We start from the raw sequence: 19,795 nt of genomic DNA, 5'->3' as shown, positions 1-19,795 counted from the left end.
TTCCGCCTTTCTTGAACTACGCCAGAGTCCGCTCAACGGGCGCGCTCTACTGTATCGGCTGCTACCGCCTGATGCGCCTGCGACGGGACGTCAATGTAGCCCACCGACACGAAAGGAGAACTCCATGGCAAGTTTCGGAGTGGAAGCGATCCGGTACTTCAATCATGCGCGCGCCGCCGGCGTGAGCACGGCGGGGGACCTGAGCTACACCTTCAACCGAAGTAACGGCTTCGATGCGAAGCTGCGTTCCGCCGGGCATACGCGCTCGTTCTACTGGGCCAACACCAACGTCTGGGAAACCGACATCCGCGACACCGACCAGGGCGGCGACGACCGCAACTGGGTCGACAACGTCGACCTGTTCTGGATCGAAACCCACGGCGGCCACGAAACCAACGGCAATGCGCGCATGCTGTACGACACGGCGCACACCAACTGGCGCACCTATTCCAGCCAGTGGCAGCTGGGCGAAGACTGGAACAACGAATGGGTGATGGCCTATTCCTGCGAAACGGTGGACCTGAACCGCGTCACCGGCCTGTGGAACATCTTCGCGCGCATGCACATCTACTGCGGCGCCTGGGGCAATATGTATGACGGCATCACCACCGACGAATGCGGCGAGGACGTGGCCGACAACCTGGTCGACGGCGACACGGTCTGCCACGCCTGGCACAACGGGGTCGCGGACTGGTGGGTCGACAACCACCCGGTCACCGTGTGCGTGGGCGACGCCGCCACCTGGAACGGCGGCAACATCCGCTGGGACCGGTCCTACCTCAATCGCGACCACCTGTGGGGCGAAGGGAATGTCGACCCCGACCTGGCGCCTGCCCAGCAGGCATGTCTCCTGTGGATGTGGACGGAGGGCTGAGCATGAACCACCAACACCTGATCGACAGCCTGTGCCAATCACAGGCCAGTGCCGGCGCCCTGCCCGCGCGCGCAGACGTCATCGCCCTGCGCCAGCTGACCCAGGACGAGATCCGCTCCCGCATCAGCCGCTTCCTGAACACGCTCCAGGAAAGCGGCCACTGTCCCGCGGACCGCGCCCACATGCTTGAACGCGGCGAGCGCAGCGTCGTGCACCTGCCGGAAGGCGCGCGCGTCGTCGCCTACCACGCCTCGGGCGCGCTGGAGTACCGCTCCGGCCTGGCTCCCTTCGCGGCGCCCTTCGAGCGGCTGGAGGAACCGGGCTTCCTGGTGCGCCGGCTGGGCGAGGCGGCCCAGCGCCTGAAGCTCACGTCCTGGAGCGAGGAAGGAGGCAGCCTCGCCTTCGAGCGCCTGTGGCAGACCAAGGCGCAGGGCGCGGACCGCGAGGAGCGCGTTTCGCCGCAGCTGCTGGTGCGCGCCACCGGCGCCTGGCGCCATGCGCTCGCCGGGATTCCGGTGCTGGGCGGGGCCTCGGTGGCGCTGACCCTGGCCGGTGACGGCCGGGTCGACGGCTTGTCGGTGAACGTGCGCCCCTTGCTGGGCGAGAGCCTGGACAACGCGGCGATCATCGGCCAGGAACAGGCGGCGAGCCAGGTCGTCGAGCGCTTGACCAGCCTCCTCGGGCGGGCGAAAGATCCGCGTCCGCCCGACGTGATCGAGAGCGCCACCATGCAGTTCGGCTATCTGGACACGGGCAGGCGCAAGACCCAGCGCCTGCTGGCGCCCGTGTTCGTGGCCCAGGTCGGACTGCGCCACAAGCTGGAGCGCCAGGCCTATATCATCGCGGTGCACGCCACCGAACGGCCCTACCTGGAGCTGCCGCTGTTCGGTACCGAAGCCGTCGTCACCCGCGCGCGCTCCGACGCCTGCAAGCAGGCGGCCGCCTGAGCCGGTCCGCTGCGCCGGCGCAGGTAAGCCAATCATTCACGCTTCGGCGCAGCGGACTTCCTCCAGCAGCTTGCGGATCTCCGGCACGCAGGAACCGCAGTTGCCGCCGGCACGCAGGCAGGCGGTGACTTCGCCGGAGGTCTTCAAGTCCTTGTCCCTGATCGCCAGCATGATGGTGTTGCGTCCGACGCCGAAGCAGGAGCACACGGTCGGCCCAGGATCGGGTCCCTGCCTGGGCGCCCGCGCCGCCAGCAAGGTGGCGCGTTCCAGGGCGCCCAGTTGCTCCAGCGCGAACAAGCCGCCCAGCCAGGCGCGCGACGGCAGGTCCGGCCGGCGCGAGACGAACAGGCAGGCCTGCAGGCGGCCGTCGACCACCAGGGCGGCGCGCAGCATGCCTTCGGCCTTGTCTTCGTAGTCAATCCAGTCGGCGTCCTCGTCCGCGTTCAACAAGGCGCGCGCCCATGCCGGCGACACCGGCTCGCGTCCGCCCAGCTCGTAGCGCACGAAGCCGCTGCCGCGCACCCGCGTCCAGTTGGCGATCCGCTCCAGGCCCAGCTCTTCGCGGCTGAGGATGAAGCCGTGCCAGGCCACGCCGAAGGGTTCCACCCGCACCGGCGTGTGCTTGAATTCCGGCTCGCCGGAGACCGGGTCGACTTCCGGGTTGACCAGGGCGCCGACCCGCGCATCCGACGCGGTCTGGCCATTCCAGTGGATGGGCACGAAGGCCGAGCCGCGCGCGATGCCGCCGCCGTGGGCCACGCGCGCGACCATCGCGCCCCACCGGCTGGTGACGCGCGCCAGTTCGCCCTCGCGCACGCCGGCCAGCAGCGCGTCGTGCGGATGCAGGTCGACGAAGGGTTCCGGTGCGTGGCCGGCCAGGCGCGGCGATTTGCCGGTGCGCGTCATGGTGTGCCACTGGTCGCGCAGGCGGCCGGTGTTGAGCGAGAGCGGGAATTCGCCGCCCGGCGCGTTCTGGGGCAGGCGCGGCGCGGTCGGCACGAAGCGCGCGCGGCCGCCAGGATGCGAGAAACCGCCTTCGGAGAACATGCGGACCGTGCCCAGGGGCCACTGGACCGGTTCGAGCGCATCGTAGGCGCTGCGGTCCATGCCGATCAGCGGATCGAGGCGGAAGGCGCGCGGCAGCTGGTCCGCTTCGTTGCGCCACACCGAGAGGCGGGCATGCTCGTCGAAAATCTCGTGCGCGCCCAGGTAGTCGAAGCCGGCATAGCCCATGCGCTGGGCCACGCCGCACAAGGCCTGCCAGTCCGCGCGCGCTTCGCCCGGCGCCGGCAGGAAGGCGCGCTGGCGCGAAATGCAGCGCTCGGAATTGGTGACGGTGCCGTCCTTCTCACCCCAGGCCAGGGCCGGCAGCAGCACGTCGGCATGGGCGGCGGTATCGGTGTCGCCGGCCACGTCGGACACCACGACCAGTTCGCACGCATCGAGTGCGCGCCGCACCTGGTCCGCGTCGGGCAGGCTGACCACGGGGTTGGTGGCCATGATCCAGACCGCCTTGACCTTGCCCTCCTCCACCGCGCGGAACAGGTCGACCGCCTTCAGGCCCTGCCTGGCTGCGATGCGGGGCGAGTCCCAGAAGCTGCGCACGGCCTCGCGGTGCGCCGGGTTGTCGATGTCGAGGTGCGCCGCCAGCATATTGGCCAGGCCGCCGACTTCGCGTCCGCCCATGGCGTTGGGCTGGCCGGTCAGCGAAAACGGGCCCATGCCGGGCTGGCCGATGCGGCCCGTCAGCAGGTGGCAGTTGATGATGCTGTTGACCTTGTCGGTGCCGCTGGTCGACTGGTTCACGCCCATCGAGAAGGCGGTGACGGTCCTGGATGTCGCGGCGAACAGGGCGTAGAACTCGCGCACCAGCGCGGGATCGAGGCCGCATGCGACCGCCGCGAGCTCGGGATCGCCCGCTGCGGCCAGGGCGCCGCCCAGTCCTTCCGTATGCGCCTCAATGTAGGCCTTATCGGTCAGGCCATGTTGCGCCAGGTAACTCAACAAGCCATTGAACAGCCAGACGTCGGTGCCCGGCTTGACCGGCAGGTGCAGGTCGGCCAGCTCGCAGGTGGCGGTGCGGCGCGGGTCGACCACGACGATGCGCAGTCCAGGTCGCGTCTCCCTGGCCTTGGCGATGCGCTGGAACAGGGTCGGATGGCACCAGGCGGCGTTGGAGCCGACCAGCACGATCAGGTCGGCCAGCTCGAAGTCTTCGTAGCAGCCCGGCACCACGTCTTCGCCGAACGCGCGCTTGTGGCCCGCGACTGCCGAGGACATGCACAGGCGCGAATTGGTGTCGATGTTGGCGCTGCCGACGTAGCCCTTCATGAACTTGTTGGCGATGTAGTAATCCTCGGTCAGCAGCTGGCCGGAGACGTACAGGGCCACGGCGTCCGGGCCATGCTCGGCGATGATGGCGGACAGCTTGCCGGCCACGCTGTCGAGCGCCTCGTCCCAGCTGGCCTGGCGCAGCTTGCCCCCCTCCCGGATCGCCGGATGCAGCAGGCGCCCCTCGAGGCCGAGGGTCTCGCCCAGGGCCGAGCCCTTGACGCACAGGCGGCCGCGGCTCGCCGGGTGCAGGACGTCGCCTTCGATCAGCGCTCCGGCCCCGCCGGCGGGCGTGGCCTTGACGCCGCAGCCGACGCCGCAATAGGGACAGGTGGTGCGGACGGGTTGGAGGTGCATTTCCATCATTGATTCCTTCAGGCGGCTTCGCAGAGTGTGGGCCCGAACAGCAGCCGGTCGCGGAAAGCGGTAATGTCGGCCCCGCGCTGGATCAGCTCGAAGTACCAGGGGCCATCCGAGACGTCGCCGTACAGCACCGCGCCGGTGACGCGGTTCCCCGCCAGCACCAGGCGCTTGTAGACGCCCGAGCGGCGGTCGCGCAGCACCAGGTCTTCGCTGCCCGCGCCGCCGACGATGTCGCCCGCCGAGTACAAGTCGATGCCGGTGACCTTGAGCTTGGTCGCGGTGGCCTGCTGCACGTAGCGGCGGTGGCCCAGGCCCGCCAGGTGGGCCGCGCAGACGCGGGCCTGGTCCCAGATCGGCGCCACCAGGCCGAAGGTGTTCTTGCGGTGCTGGACGCATTCGCCCACCGCGTAGATGCGCGGGTCGTAGGTTTGCAGGGTGTCGTCGACCACCACGGCGCGCTCCACGTGCAGGCCTGCATCAACCGCCAGCGCCACGTTCGGGCGCACGCCGGCCGCCATGACCACCAGGTCGGCCGCGCACTCGCTGCCGTCCTTGAAGCGCACGCCCTCGACCTTCTCGCTTCCCAGGATCGCCTCGGTCTGGCTGGAGAGCAGGATGTGCAGGCCACGGTTTTCCAGTGCACCCTTCAGCAGCAGCGAGGCGTCGCTGTCGAGCTGCTGGTTGAGCAGGCTGCCGGTCAGGTGCACGACCGTGACTTCCATCCCGCGCCGCAGCAGGCCGTTGGCCGCCTCCAGGCCCAGCAGGCCGCCGCCGATCACGACCGCGCGCCCGCCATCGCGCGCCGCCTGCAGCATGGTCTCGACGTCGTCCAGGTCGCGGAAGCCCACCACGCCCGGCAGCTGGGCGCCCGGCACCGGCACGATGAAAGGCTGGGAGCCGGTCGCCAGCAGCAGGCGGTCATAGGCGACTTCGCGCCCGCTGGCCGCGCGCACAGTACAGCGATGGCGCCGGCGGTCGATCGCCACCACCGGGTCGCCCGCATGCAGGGTGATGCCGTTTTCCGCATACCACTCGCGGGTATGCAGCACGATCTCGTCAAAGGCCTTTTCGCCGGCCAGCACGGGCGAGAGCATGATGCGGTTGTAGTTCACGCGCGGCTCCGCGCCGAACACGGTGATGTCGTACATGCCGGGCGCGAGCGCCAGCAATTCCTCGACGGTGCGCATGCCGGCCATGCCGTTGCCCACCACGACGAGAGAAGGTTTTACGCTGCGATCCATACCTTGCCCCCTTCGAGGCGCGCCGGGTAGCTGGCTACCGAGCGCTCGGGCGCTTCCAGGCATTCGCCGCTTTGCAGGTCGAAGTGCTGCTTGTAGATCGGCGAAGCGACCACGATGCGCTCGCCGATGCTGCCCACCAGGCCGCGCGAGAGCACGGCGGCTTCCGAATTCGGATCGTAGTTGTCGATGGCGAACACGCGCGGCTGCTCCTCGCCGAGGCGGAACACGGCCACCTGGCGGCCGTTCAGCAGCGCGGCCACGCCGGTGTCGGGAACGATCTCGTCGATGGCGCAGATGGCGGTCCAGTTATCCAGTTGAAGATCACGGTGCATGATGGTTCTCCTATTTAAGCTGCTCTGGCAATGGGAATGACGCGGCGGCGCTCAATCGGGTCGGCCGGGCGGATCTGGCCGCGCTCCGGCACGAACACGACGTTGTCGTCGCCCTGCTCGCTGTTGACGAAGTGGCGGAAGCGGCGGCGCACGGCCGGATCGGTGACGGCTTCCTTCCATTCGCAGGCATAGGTGTCGATCACGTGCTGCATCTGGGCCTCGAGTTCGTGGCCGATGCCCAGCTTGTCCTCGATCACGACCTGCTTCAGGTAATCCAGGCCGCCTTCGAGGTTCTCGCGCCACACGCTGGTGCGCTGCAGGCGCTCGGCGGTGCGCACGTAGAACATCAGGAAGCGGTCGATATAGCGCACCACGGTGGCGTCGTCGAGATCCGAGGCGATGAGTTCCGCGTGGCGCGGCTTCATGCCGCCGTTGCCGCACACGTACAGGTTCCAGCCCTTGTCGGTAGCGATCAGGCCCACATCCTTGCCCTGGGCTTCCGCGCATTCGCGGGTGCAGCCCGAGACGCCGAACTTGATCTTGTGCGGGGCGCGCAAGCCCTTGTAGCGGTTCTCCAGCGCGATGGCGAAGCCGACGCTGTCGCCCACGCCGTAGCGGCACCAGGTCGAACCGACGCAGGACTTCACGGTGCGCAGCGACTTGCCGTAGGCATGGCCGGATTCGAAGCCGGCCGCGATCAGCTCTTCCCAGATCGCCGGCAGCTGCTCCACGCGGGCGCCGAACAGGTCGACGCGCTGGCCGCCGGTGATCTTGGTGTACAGGCCGTATTTCTTGGCCACCTGGCCCACGGCGATCAGGCCGTCGGCCGTGACTTCGCCGCCCGGCATGCGCGGCACCACCGAATAGGTGCCGTCTTTCTGGATGTTGCCGAGGAAGTAGTCGTTCGAATCCTGCAGGCTCGCGTGTTTGGGTTTCAGCACGAAGTCGTTCCAGACCGAGGCCAGGATGTTGGCGGCCGTGGGCTTGCAGATGTCGCAGCCCAGGCCCTTGCCATGACGCTCCAGCAGCGCACCGAAGCTCTGGATGCCTTCCACGCGCACCAGGTGGTAGAGCTCCTGGCGCGAGTACGGGAAGTGCTCGCACAGGTGGTTGTTGACGGCCACGCCCAGCTTCTTGAGTTCCGCGTTCATCACCTGGGTCATCAGGGGCACGCAGCCGCCGCAGGCGGTGCCGGCCTTGGTGCAGCTCTTCAGTGCGCCGACAGTGGTCGCGCCATCCGCCACCGCCTGGCACAGCGCACCTTTCGAGACGTCGTTGCAGGAACAGATCTGGGCGCCGGCGGGCAGCTTGTCGACGCCGATAGCGGGACGTTCGGCCCCACCGCCATCCGGCAGGATCAGGAATTCCGGAGATTCGGGCAGCTCGATGCGGTTGAGCGCCGTCTGCAGCAGCGAACCGTAGGACGCGGCGTCGCCGACCAGCACCGCGCCCAGCAGGTACTTGCCGCAATCCGAGGTCACGATCTTGCGATAGACCTGCTTGCGCTCGTCCAGGAACTGATAGCTGCGAGAGCCCGGCGTGGCGCCGTGGGCGTCGCCGATGCTGGCCACGTCCACGCCCATCAGCTTCAGCTTGGTGCTCATGTCGGCGCCGGCAAACGCTGCATCCGTGCCGAGGATGTGGCGCGCGGCGGTGCGCGCCATGTCGTAGCCCGGCGCCACGAGGCCGAACAGCTGGCCGCGCCAACAAGCGCACTCGCCGATGGCGTAGACGTGCGGGTCGGTGGTGAGGCAACGGTTGTCGATGACGATGCCGCCGCGCGAGCCGATCGCCAGCCCGGCCTTGCGCGCCAGCTCGTCGCGCGGACGGATGCCGGCCGAGAACACGATCATGTCGGTGTCCAGGTGGCTGCCGTCGGCGAACTGCATGCGGTGGGTGCCGTCTTCGCCGTCGATGATGGCAAGGGTGTTCTTTTGCGTGTGCACGCCCACGCCCAGCTCTTCGATCTTGGCGCGCAGCACGCGCGCGCCCGGATCATCGACCTGCACCGCCATCAGGCGCGGCGCGAATTCGACCACATGGGCGGCCAGGCCCATGTCGCGCAGGGCCTTGGCGCATTCCAGGCCGAGCAGGCCGCCGCCGACCACCACCCCGGTGCGCGAGCGCGAACCGCACTCTTGCATCGCTTCCAGGTCTTCAATGGTGCGGTAGACGAAGCAATCCTTGCGGTCCGCGCCGGGCACGGGCGGCACGAAGGGATAGGAGCCGGTGGCCAGCACCAGCTTGTCGTACGAGACTTGTTCGCCGCTGGCCAGGGAAACCGTGCGCGCATCGCAGTCGACCGCCACGACCTTCGCGTTCAGGCGCAGGACCACATCCTCGCGCTCGAAGAAGCCCGGTTCGACCAGCGACAGCTCATCCGCGCTTTTCCCCGAGAAGAATTCCGACAAATGGACCCGGTCGTATGCCGGGCGCGGCTCCTCGCCCAGTACCGTGACGCGCAGGCCCGGACGCGCTTCCTGGGCCAGGGTTTCAACGAATTTGTGGCCGACCATGCCGTGGCCGATGACGACGATATGCATTGCTGACTCCTTTATGCTGCAGAGACGGCGGGCGCGCTGTCGGCGGCCGTCATGGTAAAGCGCGCGGCGATCGCGCAGATACTCGAGACCAGGACCAGCACGCTCAGAATCATCAGGGTCTGGCGCACATCGCCCGTGCCTTTCATCAGGAAGCCGGCGGCCACCGCGCCGACGTTGCCGCCCGCACCGACGATGCCGGCCACGCCGCCCAGCGCCTTGGGCGCCACGAAAGGCACCAGCGCATAAGTGGCGCCGCAGGCCATGTGGGTGAACAGGCCGAAGATCAGCATGGCGATCACGGCGTAGGTGACGGCGTCGGCGTTGGCGAACCACAGCAGGCCCAGGCCCTCGCCGATCATCAGCACGAACAGCACGGTGACGCGGCTGTTCAGGGTGCCGGCACGGGCGGCGCGGTCCGATACCCAGCCGCCCAGGGCGCGGGCGAACAGGGCCAGCAGGCCGAAGCTGCCGGCGGCCAGGCCGGCCGCGCCCAGCGACAGGCCGTAGTGCTCGACGTAGTACACGGCGGCGATGTTGTGGATGAAGATCTCGATGCCGAAGCAGGCGCCGTAGGTGACGAACAGCAGCCAGGCGCGGTGGTTCTTGCAGCCGGCGACGAAGCTGGACCAGCCGCCCTTGCCGGATCCTTCCGGCAGCGTGCCGGCCTTGCGCAGCTCGTCGAAGTTGCCGTCCGGGCAGTCCTGGGTATAGCGCCAGTAGACGAAGGCCATCACGATCATCAGGACGCCCGGCACCACCAGCGCCACCCTCCAGCTCAGCGCCTCGCTCACGCCCAGCATGACCACGGCGCCCAGCAGCAGCGGCATCAGGGCCTGGGCCGCACCGCCGCCCGCATTGCCCCAGCCGGCGGCGGCCGCGTTGGCGGTGCCGACCACCCTGGAGCTGAACATCACGGAGGTGTGGTACTGGGTGATCACGAAGCTGGCGCCGACCGCGCCGATCCCCAGGCGGAACAGCAGGAAGCTTTCGTAGCTCTGGGCCATCGCCACGCCCAGCACCGGGATGGAACCCAGCAGCAGCAGGCCGGTATAGGTCTTGCGCGGGCCGAAGCGGTCGCACAGGGGCCCGACGAGCAGGCGCACGAAGATGGTGATGGCGACGGCGGCGATGTTGATGTTGGCGATCTGCTCCATCGACAGCCCGAATTCGCCTTTGATCACCGGCATGAGCGGTGCGCAGGCGAACCAGGCGAAGAAGCAGACGAAGAAGGCCACCCAGGTCAGGTGGAAGGCGCGCATCGGCGCGCCGGTGAACGAGAAGAGCTTGATGCTGTCCGCTTTGCTGGCCATGTTTTATCCCTTTGAAAAACAAAACGGCGTCCGCGCTGTCTGCCGGAGGCAGGAGCTGCGGACGCCGTTGTCCAGGTGCCGGCCCCTCGTTAGGCCGGCGTTGAAATGAAGAGGATCGCCTTTGATCCTGCTTGGGGTAATTGCAAGAGCCGTGCCAGCCTCTCTCCAAGAGGGAAGGCCGCGGAACCGGGGCCGGTGGCGCTACATTGCAGTGCACCATTCCCCAGAATGATGCATGCGCGTGCGTCTTTACAGCGCGCCCAGGGCGATGCGCCCGTCCCAGACCGCGCCGTCGATCAGGACCGAGCTGCGCATCTCCCCCGCGGGCAGCGGCGTGCCGGTGCGTTCGGCCGCTTCGCGGTACAGCTGGACGCGGTTGACCTCGCGCGCCACGGCCAGGTAGTCGGGATCGCTCCTGAGCAGTCCCCAGCGGCGGTGCTGGGTCATGAACCACATGCCGTCCGACAGCCAGGGGAAGGTGGCCTCCCCGTCCGCATAGAAGCGCAGGCCGTTGTGGCCGCGCCAGGCGCCACCCTCCGGCTGCCGCCCGGCCAGGCAGTACTGCAGCAGCTCGCGCCCGGCGTTGACATAGGCCGGGCTGGCCAGCACCTCGGCCGCCGCCTCGCGGTTGGCGCGCGCCGCGTCCAGCCAGCGCGCCGCATCCAGCAGGGCCGCGACCATGGCGCGGCAGGCGTTCGGATGCGCATCCGCGAAGCTGGCGCGCGTGCCCAGCACCTTGCCGGGATGGTTCGGCCAGATCCGCTCGCTGGAGGCGGCCAGGAAGCCCGCCCCTTCGCGCAGCGCGCGCTGGCCCCAGGGCTCGCCGGCGCAGAAGCCGTCGATGTGGCCGGCCGCGAGGCTCGGCGCCATCTGGCCGGGCGGCACCGTCGCCATCTGGCAGTCGCGCAAGGGGTCGATGCCCGCCGCCGCCAGCCAGTAATAGAGGAACATCGCATGGTTCCCGGTCGGGAAGGTGTGGGCCAGCGTGAGCCTGCGGCGTTCCTCGTGCAGCAGCCGCGCCAGCAGCGCGGGCTCCCGCGCGAAGGCGGCGAGGCGGCGCGAGAGCGTGATGTTCTGGCCGTTCTGGTTCAGGTTCATCAGCACCGCCATGCCGCGCTGCTGGCTGCCGATGCCCGTATGGACCCCGTACAGCAGCCCGTACAGCACATGGGCCGCGTCCAGCTCACCGCCCAGCAGGCGCTCGCGCATGCCGGTCCAGGACAGTTCGCGGCTGAGCACGAACTTGATCCCGTATCGTTCGTCCAGTCCCAGCACCGAGGCCATCACCACCGGCGCGCAGTCGGCCAGCGGCATGAAGCCGATTCTGATCGTCTCGATCTCGGGCTTGTCCGAGCCCGCGGCCCAGGCGTGCTTGCTTTTCATAGTTTCCTTCCGCCTGCCGCGGTCAGCCCAGCAGGTCTTCCACGTCGAGGATGCGCTGGGCGATCTCCGCCAGCTTCATGTTCTTGTTCATGGCCAGGCTGCGCAGGCGCTGGTAGGCCTGCTCCTCGCTCAGCCGGTAGCGCGTCATCAGGAGCCCCTTGGCGCGGTCGAGCAGCTTGCGCTCGGCCAGCTTCTGGCGCGTGTCGGAGAGTTCGTCGAGGAGCTTCTGCTCGCGCCGGAAGCGCGCCAGCGCGACGTCCAGCACCGGCTTGACCCGCTCCGGCTGCAGCCCCGCCACGATATACGCCGAGACCCCGGCCGCCATGGCCGCGTCCATGCTGGCCGGCGCATCGTCCTCGGTGAACAGGACGATGGGACGGCGCTCGTCGCGGGTGGCGATCACGATGTGCTCCAGGATGTCGCGCGCATCGAGCTCGCTGTCGGCGATGATCAGGTCCGGCTGAAGCTGGGCGATGCGCTCGGGCAGGAAGACGTCGGCCGGCAGCGAAGCGACCAGGTCGTAACCCGATTCCAGCAAGCCGATGCGCAGCGCGGCGCTGCGCCGGGCCTGCTCGGCATGCATGGCGTCCGAACCGGCGTCGGGCGCTGTGGCGGGGAGCACCACGACGATACGCAAATGGGATGAAGCACTATCTGGCGATTTCATGCCAACTGGTCATGCAAGATTCGCACCACCTCGCTTTGGGCATTCCTCGGCATGCCCCTCTTATTCACGCCCTGTCTGGCGAGACATTCGCGCAACACATATCTGCGCACGAGCCGGCGCGACAATTATTCACGCTATGTATCGATGGAATCACGAATCTAAAGTTTGTTTATGACGAAAACGGTTCTATACTGCAACGCAACATCGCAGTATTTATCGGAGATTCGACATGACCGCTACCACCAGCTTCATCGCCGCCGCACTGGCCGCCATCCGCAGCTTCTCGCAAGAACTCTACGCCGCACACGGCGGCTGGGCTCCCTCCGTGCGAGGCTGAGCATGGACTTGTTCGAATACGCACTGGTGGCCCTGGCCGCACTGGCCGTCGCTGTCCGCATTGCCATGCTCCTGCCGCGCGCACCGAAAGGTCCCTACAAGGCGATTTGAGATCGCCGCGCACCGTTGCGGTGCAACATAGATATCCTCCCAACGCCGGTCATACATATGTGTGATCGGCGTTTGTCGTTACGGCAAAAAAACCTGCCTGTATTGACGCCGTCGCCAGCAGTGGCTGAGCTAGAATGCACTCGCCTTACCAGGCAAGCATGTGTTCACCCACCTCACCATGATTACGATGCGACCACCCTTCTTCCCCACGATTCTCGCGGCGCTGATCGCGCTGCCGGCGGCGGCCTCCACGCCCATCACCCTCGACCAGGCCATGGACCACCCGGACTGGATCGGCACGCCGGTGGAAGCCGCATGGTGGAGCTGGGACGGCAAGCAGGTCTACTACAAGCAGAAGCGCACCGGCTCGCCCCTCCGCGACACCTTCCAGGCCGGCGCCAAGCCGCGCCTGGTGGCCGACACCGAACTGGCGAAGGTCGACAGCCCGGATGTGTTCTATAGCCCGGACCGCAGCCGCATGCTGGTCCTGCGCAACGGCGACCTGTTCGAGCGCAGCCTGAAGAACGGCGACCTGGTCCAGATCACGCGCGGCGCGAGCAAGCTGGACGCCGCCCAGTTCACGGCCGACGGCCGCGGCGTGCAGTACCGCATCGGCAACGACTGGTACCTGTGGGACCGCGCATCCAAGGTGGTCGGCCCGGCCGCGCTGCCGCGCGCCGCCAAGGACCCGGCGGCGACCGACGACGATGCGCTGCGCACCATGCAGCTGCGCCTGATCACCACCCTCAAGCGCCAGAAGGACGAGCGCGACGCCATGCGCGCGCGTACTGAAGAACTGCGCCGCATCGACCCGAGCATGGCGCCTGCGCCCGTCTATCTCGGCGACAAGGTCGAGATCGAGAACAGCAGCCTGTCCCCGGACGGCCGCTGGCTGATCGTGGCCACCGCGCCCAAGGGCAGCGACAAGGGCCGCGTCGGCAAGATGCCGCGCTACGTGACCGAGTCGGGCTACGAGGAATTCGACGACCAGCGCACCCGCGTGGGACGCAACATGCCGGCGCCGCATGCACTGAAGCTGGTCGACCTGCGCACCAACAAGGTGCAGGAGCTCTCCTTCGACGTGCTGCCGGGCGTGAACCAGGACCCGCTGGCCGAGCTGCGCGCCGCCGCCAAGCGCGATCCGCTCAAGGGCAACCGCGCGGTGCGCGTGATCGACGGCGTCGACGGCATCAGCTGGAGCGCCAACGGCGCCGGCGTGGCCGTGATGCTGCGCGCGGTCGACAACAAGGACCGCTGGATCGCCACCGTCGACCTGGACGGCGCCAAGCTCAAGCCGCTGCACCGCCTGACGGACAACGCCTGGGTCAACTACGACAACAACGAATTCGGCTGGCTGCCGGACAACCGCAGCCTGTGGTTCCTGTCCGAGGAAAGCGGCTACTCGCACCTGTACACGGCGGACACCGCGACCGGCAGCATCCGTGCCCTCACCCAGGGCAAGTGGGAAGCCTCGGACGTGCGCTGGACCCGCGACGGCGGCACCGCCTACGTCATGTGCAACCGCGCCACTCCGGGCGACTACGAAGTCTGCGCGGTCAACGCCAGGACCGGCGCCGTGCGCGAAGTGACCCAGCTCGACGGCGTCGAGCGCTTCCGTTTATCGCCGGGCGAGGACAAGCTGCTGCTGCACTGGTCGGCCAGCTACACCCCGGTGCAGATCGCGACCGTTCCGGTCTCCGGCGGCGCCGCCACCAGGCTGACCGACACCCGCACGGCGGACTTCAAGGCGCGCACCTGGATCGAGCCGCAATACGTGGCCGTGCCGTCGAGCGCCGGCGGCGACCCGGTCTGGGCCAAGCTGTACCGCCCGGCCCAGCTGGAAGCGGGCAAGAAGTACCCGGTCGTGATGTTCGTGCACGGCGCCGGCTACCTGCAGAACGTCAGCAAGCGCTACCCGAACTACTTCCGCGAGCAGATGTTCCACAACCTGCTGGTGCAGAAGGGCTACGTGGTGCTCGACATGGACTACCGCGCCTCGAAAGGCTACGGCGCCAAGTGGCGCAACGCGATCTACCGCCAGATGGGCCATCCTGAACTGCAGGACTACATCGACGGCGTCAACTACATGGTCAAGCACCACCAGGGCGACGCCGCGAATGTGGGCGTGTACGGCGGCAGCTACGGCGGCTTCATGACCTTCATGGCCCTGATGCGCGCGCCCGAGGTGTTCAAGTCCGGCGCGGCGCTGCGCCCGGTGACCGACTGGACGACGTATAACCACGAGTACACCGCCAACATCCTGAACACGCCGGACATCGACCCGCAGGCCTACAAGGTTTCGTCGCCGATCGAGTACGCCGAGAATCTGAAGGGCAACCTCCTTATCTCGCACGGCATGGTGGACGACAACGTGTTCTACCAGGATTCGGTGCGCATGGCCCAGCGCCTCATCGAACTGAAAAAGGACAACTGGGAACTGGCCAGCTATCCGCTGGAGCGCCACGCCTACGTGCAGCCGGAAGCCTGGTTCGACCAGTACCGCCGCATCTACAAGCTGTTCGAGCGCACCCTCAAGCAGTAAAACGGTAAGATGAAAGGCGCCTCCGGGCGCCTTTTTAACTTCCTCACTCGCTGCGTATGACCCTTCCCGCCGCAATTCTTCCCAGACTCGCCTGCACTCTCCTGCTGGCCATCACGGCCGCGCCCTCCTCGCTGCTGCATGCGCAGGCCTTCCAGGGCCTGCCGGCCGGCGGAGGATTCGATCCGCAGCGCGTGCTCGACGCCCGCTACGGGAAGGCTTCCGCGGCCGCCGAAAGCGGGGCCGCGCCGGCCGCGATCGAAGGGGCGCTTGCCACCTTGCGCATCGAATCCACGGGCGCCACCCAGGACAAGCGCGTGCCCGTCAGTGTGGGACAGGTATTCGCTCCGGGCGCAGTCGCGGGCGGCGCCGGCCTGGCGGGCAAGCTGGCCGACGGCAGCCGCGTCCCGCTGCAGGTCGACGTCAAGGCACGCCATCCCGACGGCTCGCTGCGTCATGCCGTCGTCTCGGCCATCCTGCCCGTGCCAAGCAAGCATCCGCTTGCGCTGGGTCTGCTGCCTGCTTCCGGGGCTGCGCCGCAAGCCGGCGGCGCGCCGGCGCTGCCGGAAGGCGTGGACGCCACCTTCACCGCCACGCTGGACGGCAAGCCCTGGGTCGCGACGCTGGCGCGGGCTTTCGCCAAGGGCAAGCCGCGCAGCTGGCTGGCCGGTCCCGTGGTGCAGGAATGGGTGGCAGCCATCCCTCTTGCCGACGCGGCGGGACGCCCCCACCCGCATCTGAGCGCCCGCTTCGCGCTGCGCTGGTATCCCGAGCTGCGCAAGGCGCGGGTCGACCTGACGGTCGAAAACGACTGGGCCTTCGAACCGAACCCGTCGAACCTGACCTACGACGCCGAACTGGCCGTGAACGGGGACACCGTGTTCCGCCAGCCGGAGCTGGTGCATTACCATCACGCGCGCTGGCGCAAGCTCGCCTGGACGGGAGGAGCCCCCGCCATCCACGTGCGCCACGACACCGCCCAGCTGCTGGCCTCGCGCGCGCTGCCGAACTACGACGCTTCGGTGCGGATCGACGACAGCGCGCTGACGGCGATGCACAAGGCCTGGTCCGGACCCAAGACCGAACCGATGGGTGTCGGCGCGGCGCTGCCGGCCATGCCCACCACCGGCGGGCGGCCGGACATCGGCCTGCTGCCGGGATGGGCGGTGATGTACCTGCTGGGCATGGATCCGCGCGCGAGAGAGATCACCTTCGGGACCGCCGACCTGGCCGGCAGCTGGTCGATGCACTACCGCGACCGGCGCACCGACCTGCCGGTCAGCGTGGTCGACTATCCTTACCTCTCCACGCTCGGCGGCCCGTCGGTGAAGTTCAACCCGGTGGCCAAGCGCAGCGAGGCCTTTCCCGACTGCGTGCGCCCGGAGGCCTGTCGCACGCCGAATCTGCACGACACCTCGCATCAACCCGGCTTCGCCTACCTTCCCTATCTGCTCACAGGGGATCATTACTACCTCGAGGAACTGCAGTTCTGGGCCATGTACAACGTGTTCGCCTCGAATCCTCCCTACCGGTTCTACGGCAAAGGCGTCCTGAAATGGGACCAGGTAAGGGGCCAGGCGTGGTCGCTGCGCACACTGGCCCAGGCGGCCTACATCACGCCGGACAAGCATCCGCTCAAGCCGCACTTCCTGTCCCTGCTCGACCATAACCTCGACTGGTACAACACCGAGTACACCAACAACCCGCGCGCTCCCGAACAGGGCTTCCTCACCTTCGGCTATGCCATCGTCTATGAGCGGGGACGCGGCATCGCGCCCTGGCAGGACGACTTCTTCACCTCCGCCGTCGGTCACGCCGCGGAACTCGGCTTCGGCAAGGCCAAGACCCTGCTCGCCTGGAAGGCGCGCTTTCCGGCGAGGCGCATGGTGGGCGAAGGAAGCTGCTGGGTCGCCGCGTCCAGCTATGCATGGATGGTCCGCGACAAGCCGGATGGCCCCTTCTACCCGACGATTGGCGAGATGGTCCGCGCCAGCCTGCCGGAACAGGCAAGGGACCTGCCTTGCGCCAGCGACGCCATGATGGCTGCGCTCAAGCGCAAGCCAGGCGAAATGCTGGGCTACTCGAGCGGCACCTCGGCCTCTCCCGCCAACATGCAGCCCGCCCTGGCCTATGCCGCCGACACCCTCGGGGACGAGGGCTGGAAGGCATGGCGCCAGTTCATGGCGCGCAGCTTCAAGCCGAACTTCGGCGCCGGTCCGCAGTTCGCTATCGTGCCGCGCACAAAATAGCCGCGCTCAGAGCCGCGTTCAGGCCTGCGGACCGAGGAAGTCGAGCAGGGTCAGCGCCACCACCTTGGTGGCCTTGCGCAGGTCGTCGAGCAGCAGGCGCTCGTCGGCCTTCTTGGCGTTCGATTCCAGCACCGTGCGCGGCCCTGCGCCGTACAGTACCGCCGGGATGCCGCGCTCCCCGTACAGGCGGGCGTCGGCATACAGCGGCGTGCCCTGGGCCGTGATCTCTTCGCCCATCACGGCGCGGCCGTGCTGCTGCAGGCTCGCCACCAGCTTCTCGGAACCCGGCAGCGGGCGCAGCGCATGCGACAGCAGCAGGCGCCGGATCTCGAGGCGAATGCCGGGCACGCCGCGCACCGAGTCCTCGACCAGGGCGCGCACCTGGGCTTCCACGGCCACCGGGTCTTCCTCCGGAATCATGCGCCGGTCCATCTTCATGACCACCTTGCCCGGCACCACATTGGTATTGGTGCCGCCGTCGATGCGGCCCACCAGCATGGTCGGCGAATCGATGCCCGGCACCTTGCTCTTGATCTTCTTGAGTTCCGGCAGCTGGCCGTAGATCGCGTTCAGGATGCGGGTCGCGGCCTGCAGGGCGTCGACCGCCGTCTCCGGCATGGCGCCGTGGCCAGCCTTGCCGTGCACCGTGATCTCGAGCTGGAGGCAGGCGTTGTGGGCGGTGACGATGTTGTAGGCGAAGCCCGCCGCGATCACGTAGTCCGGACGGGTCAGGCCCTGCTCCAGCAGCCAGCCCGGCCCCAGCAGCCCGCCGAACTCCTCGTCGTAGGTGAAGTGCAGCTCCAGCGCGCCCCTGAGCGGCACGCCCAGCGCTTCCAGCGCGCGCACCGCGTAGACGTAGGTGGCGAAATCGCTCTTGGACACCGCGGCGGCGCGCCCGTACAGGAAGCCGTCTTCCACCACCGCGCCGTAGGGCGGCCGGGTCCAGCCCTCGCCCGGCGGCACCACGTCGCCGTGGGCGTTGAGCGCCAGCGTCGGCCCGCCCGCGCCATAGGGACGGCGCACGATCAGGTTGGTGATGCTCTCCATGCCGTAGTCGCGCACTTCCTGCTCCGGCACCGCGTGCTTCTCGGCCTGCCAGCCGAAGCCGCCAAGCATGGCGGCCACCTGCTCCGCGTGCGGCGCGTTATTCCCCGGCGGCGTATCGGTCGGGATGCGCACCACCTGCTGGAGAAAGCCTACCTCCTCGTCGAAATGCGCGTCGATCCATTGCAACAGACGCTCTTGCAGCTGTGTGTCCATTAGTTGTTCCCTGTCTTGGCGCCGGACTCGAACCACGCGGCGATCTGGGCGCGTTCGACGTCGGTCATGTTGGTGAGGTTCGCGAGCGGCATCGCCTTGGTCTGCACGGTCTGCTGGTAGATGCGCGCGGCATTCTGGTGCACGAGTTCCGGGGTATGCAGCATGACCCCGCTTGGGGCGGTCGCGAAGCCGGGCTGGGTCGGCTGCTGGGCGTGGCAGGCCACGCAGCGCTGGTCGACAATGGTGCGCACGGCGGCGAAGCGGGCCGCCGCGTCTTCTCCGGCCGCGGTCCTGGATTGCACCGGCGCCTTCGGCGCGATCGCCACGGCCAGCCCGAGCAGCAGGGCCACGCCGGCCGCCGGGTACTTCCATTCGATGCGCCCCTTGTGGCGCAGGTTGAAGAAGTGGCGGATCAGCACACCGGCCAGCATGATCGTGCCCAGCACCGCCCAGGCGTGCTCGTGGCGGTAGGTCATCGCGTAGTGGTTGCTGATCATGATGAACAGCACCGGCAAGGTGAAGTAGTTGTTGTGGACGCTGCGCTGCTTGGCCTTGATGCCGTAAATGGGATCGGGCTTCTGCCCCGCCAGCATGGCGTTCACCATCTTGCGCTGGCCGGGGATGATCACCATCGCCACGTTGGCCACCATCATGGTGCCGATCATCGCGCCCACGTGCAGGTAGGCGGCGCGTCCGCTGAGCAGGTGGGTCAGCGCCCAGCTGCTGGCGAGCAGGAACAGGAAGATCAGCACGCCCACCAGCAGGTCGCGCTTGCCCAGCGGCGAGCGGCACAGCAGGTCGTAGACCATCCAGCCGACCACCAGGCTGCCCAGGCCGACGCCCACCGCCTGCCAGCTCGACAGATCGGCCACGCTGCGGTCGACCATCATGGCCTGGGCGTTGAAGTAGTAGACGATGAACAGCAGCGCGAAGCCCGACAGCCAGGTCGAATAGGCTTCCCATTTGAACCAGTGCAGTTCCTTCGGCAGTTCGACGGGCGCCGCCAGGTATTTCTGCGGGTTGTAGAAGCCGCCGCCGTGCACGGCCCAGAGCTCGCCCGAGACGCCCTTCTTCGCCAGTTCGGAGCCGGGCGCGGGCGGGCGGATGGTGTTGTCGAGCCAGACGAAATAGAAGGACGCGCCGATCCAGGCGATGCCGGTGATGATGTGCAGCCAGCGTACGAGCAGGTTCAGCCACTCGAGTGCATACGGGGTCAAATAGCCGAACACGTCCATGGAGCTTCCTGTTGATGGAATGCCTCGACAATAAACCGATTTCATTTTCAGCAACATGAAAACTAGCGTATATT

Annotated in this window: 13 protein-coding genes; 4 read left to right on the top strand and 9 right to left on the bottom strand. The window is 67.9% G+C overall.

Features of this window, described 5'->3' with window-relative positions; translation table 11 throughout:
- The first annotated feature begins 124 nt into the window (after positions 1-124).
- Positions 125-874, top strand: coding sequence for a DUF6345 domain-containing protein (locus J8847_RS08600; protein WP_211524275.1), 750 nt, complete (start codon positions 125-127; stop codon positions 872-874).
- A 2-nt stretch (positions 875-876) separates the two neighbouring features.
- On the top strand, positions 877-1,821 hold the full coding sequence (locus J8847_RS08595) for a hypothetical protein (RefSeq protein ID WP_211524274.1): 945 nt from the start codon (positions 877-879) through the stop codon (positions 1,819-1,821).
- Between the two features lie 36 nt (positions 1,822-1,857).
- On the opposite strand, the gene J8847_RS08590 is transcribed toward J8847_RS08595, so the two are convergent.
- From J8847_RS08590 to J8847_RS08560, 7 genes are all read right to left on the bottom strand, one after another.
- Entirely contained in the window at positions 1,858-4,509 is a 2,652-nt protein-coding gene (locus J8847_RS08590) for a molybdopterin-dependent oxidoreductase (protein ID WP_373999866.1), read from the bottom strand.
- A gap of 17 nt (positions 4,510-4,526) precedes the next feature.
- The gene (locus tag J8847_RS08585) at positions 4,527-5,756 is read right to left on the bottom strand and encodes an NAD(P)/FAD-dependent oxidoreductase (protein ID WP_211524272.1); all 1,230 of its coding nucleotides are present in this window, start codon (positions 5,754-5,756) and stop codon (positions 4,527-4,529) included.
- Complete coding sequence (gene nirD / locus J8847_RS08580) at positions 5,741-6,088, bottom strand: nitrite reductase small subunit NirD (RefSeq protein WP_211524271.1); 348 nt, start codon at positions 6,086-6,088, stop codon at positions 5,741-5,743. The genes J8847_RS08585 and nirD overlap by 16 nt, the downstream gene beginning before the upstream one ends.
- A gap of 14 nt (positions 6,089-6,102) precedes the next feature.
- The gene (gene nirB / locus J8847_RS08575; protein ID WP_211524270.1) at positions 6,103-8,631 is read right to left on the bottom strand and encodes a nitrite reductase large subunit NirB; all 2,529 of its coding nucleotides are present in this window, start codon (positions 8,629-8,631) and stop codon (positions 6,103-6,105) included.
- A gap of 11 nt (positions 8,632-8,642) precedes the next feature.
- On the bottom strand, positions 8,643-9,941 hold the full coding sequence (locus tag J8847_RS08570) for an MFS transporter (RefSeq protein WP_211524269.1): 1,299 nt from the start codon (positions 9,939-9,941) through the stop codon (positions 8,643-8,645).
- 249 nt (positions 9,942-10,190) lie between these two features.
- Positions 10,191-11,324, bottom strand: a complete 1,134-nt coding sequence (locus tag J8847_RS08565) for a CmpA/NrtA family ABC transporter substrate-binding protein (RefSeq protein ID WP_211524268.1) — start codon at positions 11,322-11,324, stop codon at positions 10,191-10,193.
- Positions 11,325-11,346: 22 nt separating this feature from the next.
- Entirely contained in the window at positions 11,347-11,991 is a 645-nt protein-coding gene (locus tag J8847_RS08560; RefSeq protein ID WP_211524267.1) for an ANTAR domain-containing protein, read from the bottom strand.
- 634 nt (positions 11,992-12,625) lie between these two features.
- On the opposite strand from J8847_RS08560, the gene J8847_RS08555 reads away from it, so the two are divergent.
- Positions 12,626-14,980, top strand: a complete 2,355-nt coding sequence (locus J8847_RS08555) for a prolyl oligopeptidase family serine peptidase (protein ID WP_211524291.1) — start codon at positions 12,626-12,628, stop codon at positions 14,978-14,980.
- Positions 14,981-15,036: 56 nt separating this feature from the next.
- Positions 15,037-17,226, top strand: a complete 2,190-nt coding sequence (locus J8847_RS08550) for a hypothetical protein (protein WP_229512634.1) — start codon at positions 15,037-15,039, stop codon at positions 17,224-17,226.
- A gap of 18 nt (positions 17,227-17,244) precedes the next feature.
- Here J8847_RS08550 and J8847_RS08545 read toward each other — a convergent pair whose 3' ends face one another.
- Positions 17,245-18,486: a M20/M25/M40 family metallo-hydrolase gene (locus J8847_RS08545; RefSeq protein ID WP_211524266.1), complete on the bottom strand. Its 1,242-nt coding sequence runs from the start codon at positions 18,484-18,486 to the stop codon at positions 17,245-17,247.
- Positions 18,486-19,721, bottom strand: coding sequence for a urate hydroxylase PuuD (locus tag J8847_RS08540; RefSeq protein ID WP_211524265.1), 1,236 nt, complete (start codon positions 19,719-19,721; stop codon positions 18,486-18,488). Before J8847_RS08540 ends, J8847_RS08545 begins: the two co-directional genes overlap by 1 nt.
- Positions 19,722-19,795 lie beyond the last annotated feature (74 nt).

The organism is Massilia sp. AB1, assembly GCF_018119385.1.
In the GTDB taxonomy this organism is placed as follows: domain Bacteria; phylum Pseudomonadota; class Gammaproteobacteria; order Burkholderiales; family Burkholderiaceae_D; genus Telluria.
Note: the sequence above shows the minus strand (reverse complement) of the source record. Positions and strands in the feature narration are given on the sequence as shown.

Coding starts and splice junctions, on each gene's coding strand:
- J8847_RS08550 (WP_229512634.1), top strand. CDS start 15,037: ATGACCCTTCCCGCCGCAATTCTTCCCAGACTCGCCTGCACTCTCCTG.
- J8847_RS08600 (WP_211524275.1), top strand. CDS start 125: ATGGCAAGTTTCGGAGTGGAAGCGATCCGGTACTTCAATCATGCGCGC.
- J8847_RS08565 (WP_211524268.1), bottom strand. CDS start 11,324: ATGAAAAGCAAGCACGCCTGGGCCGCGGGCTCGGACAAGCCCGAGATC.
- J8847_RS08560 (WP_211524267.1), bottom strand. CDS start 11,991: ATGAAATCGCCAGATAGTGCTTCATCCCATTTGCGTATCGTCGTGGTG.
- nirB (WP_211524270.1), bottom strand. CDS start 8,631: ATGCATATCGTCGTCATCGGCCACGGCATGGTCGGCCACAAATTCGTT.
- J8847_RS08545 (WP_211524266.1), bottom strand. CDS start 18,486: ATGGACACACAGCTGCAAGAGCGTCTGTTGCAATGGATCGACGCGCAT.
- nirD (WP_211524271.1), bottom strand. CDS start 6,088: ATGCACCGTGATCTTCAACTGGATAACTGGACCGCCATCTGCGCCATC.
- J8847_RS08585 (WP_211524272.1), bottom strand. CDS start 5,756: ATGGATCGCAGCGTAAAACCTTCTCTCGTCGTGGTGGGCAACGGCATG.
- J8847_RS08595 (WP_211524274.1), top strand. CDS start 877: ATGAACCACCAACACCTGATCGACAGCCTGTGCCAATCACAGGCCAGT.
- J8847_RS08570 (WP_211524269.1), bottom strand. CDS start 9,941: ATGGCCAGCAAAGCGGACAGCATCAAGCTCTTCTCGTTCACCGGCGCG.
- J8847_RS08555 (WP_211524291.1), top strand. CDS start 12,626: ATGCGACCACCCTTCTTCCCCACGATTCTCGCGGCGCTGATCGCGCTG.
- J8847_RS08590 (WP_373999866.1), bottom strand. CDS start 4,509: ATGCACCTCCAACCCGTCCGCACCACCTGTCCCTATTGCGGCGTCGGC.
- J8847_RS08540 (WP_211524265.1), bottom strand. CDS start 19,721: ATGGACGTGTTCGGCTATTTGACCCCGTATGCACTCGAGTGGCTGAAC.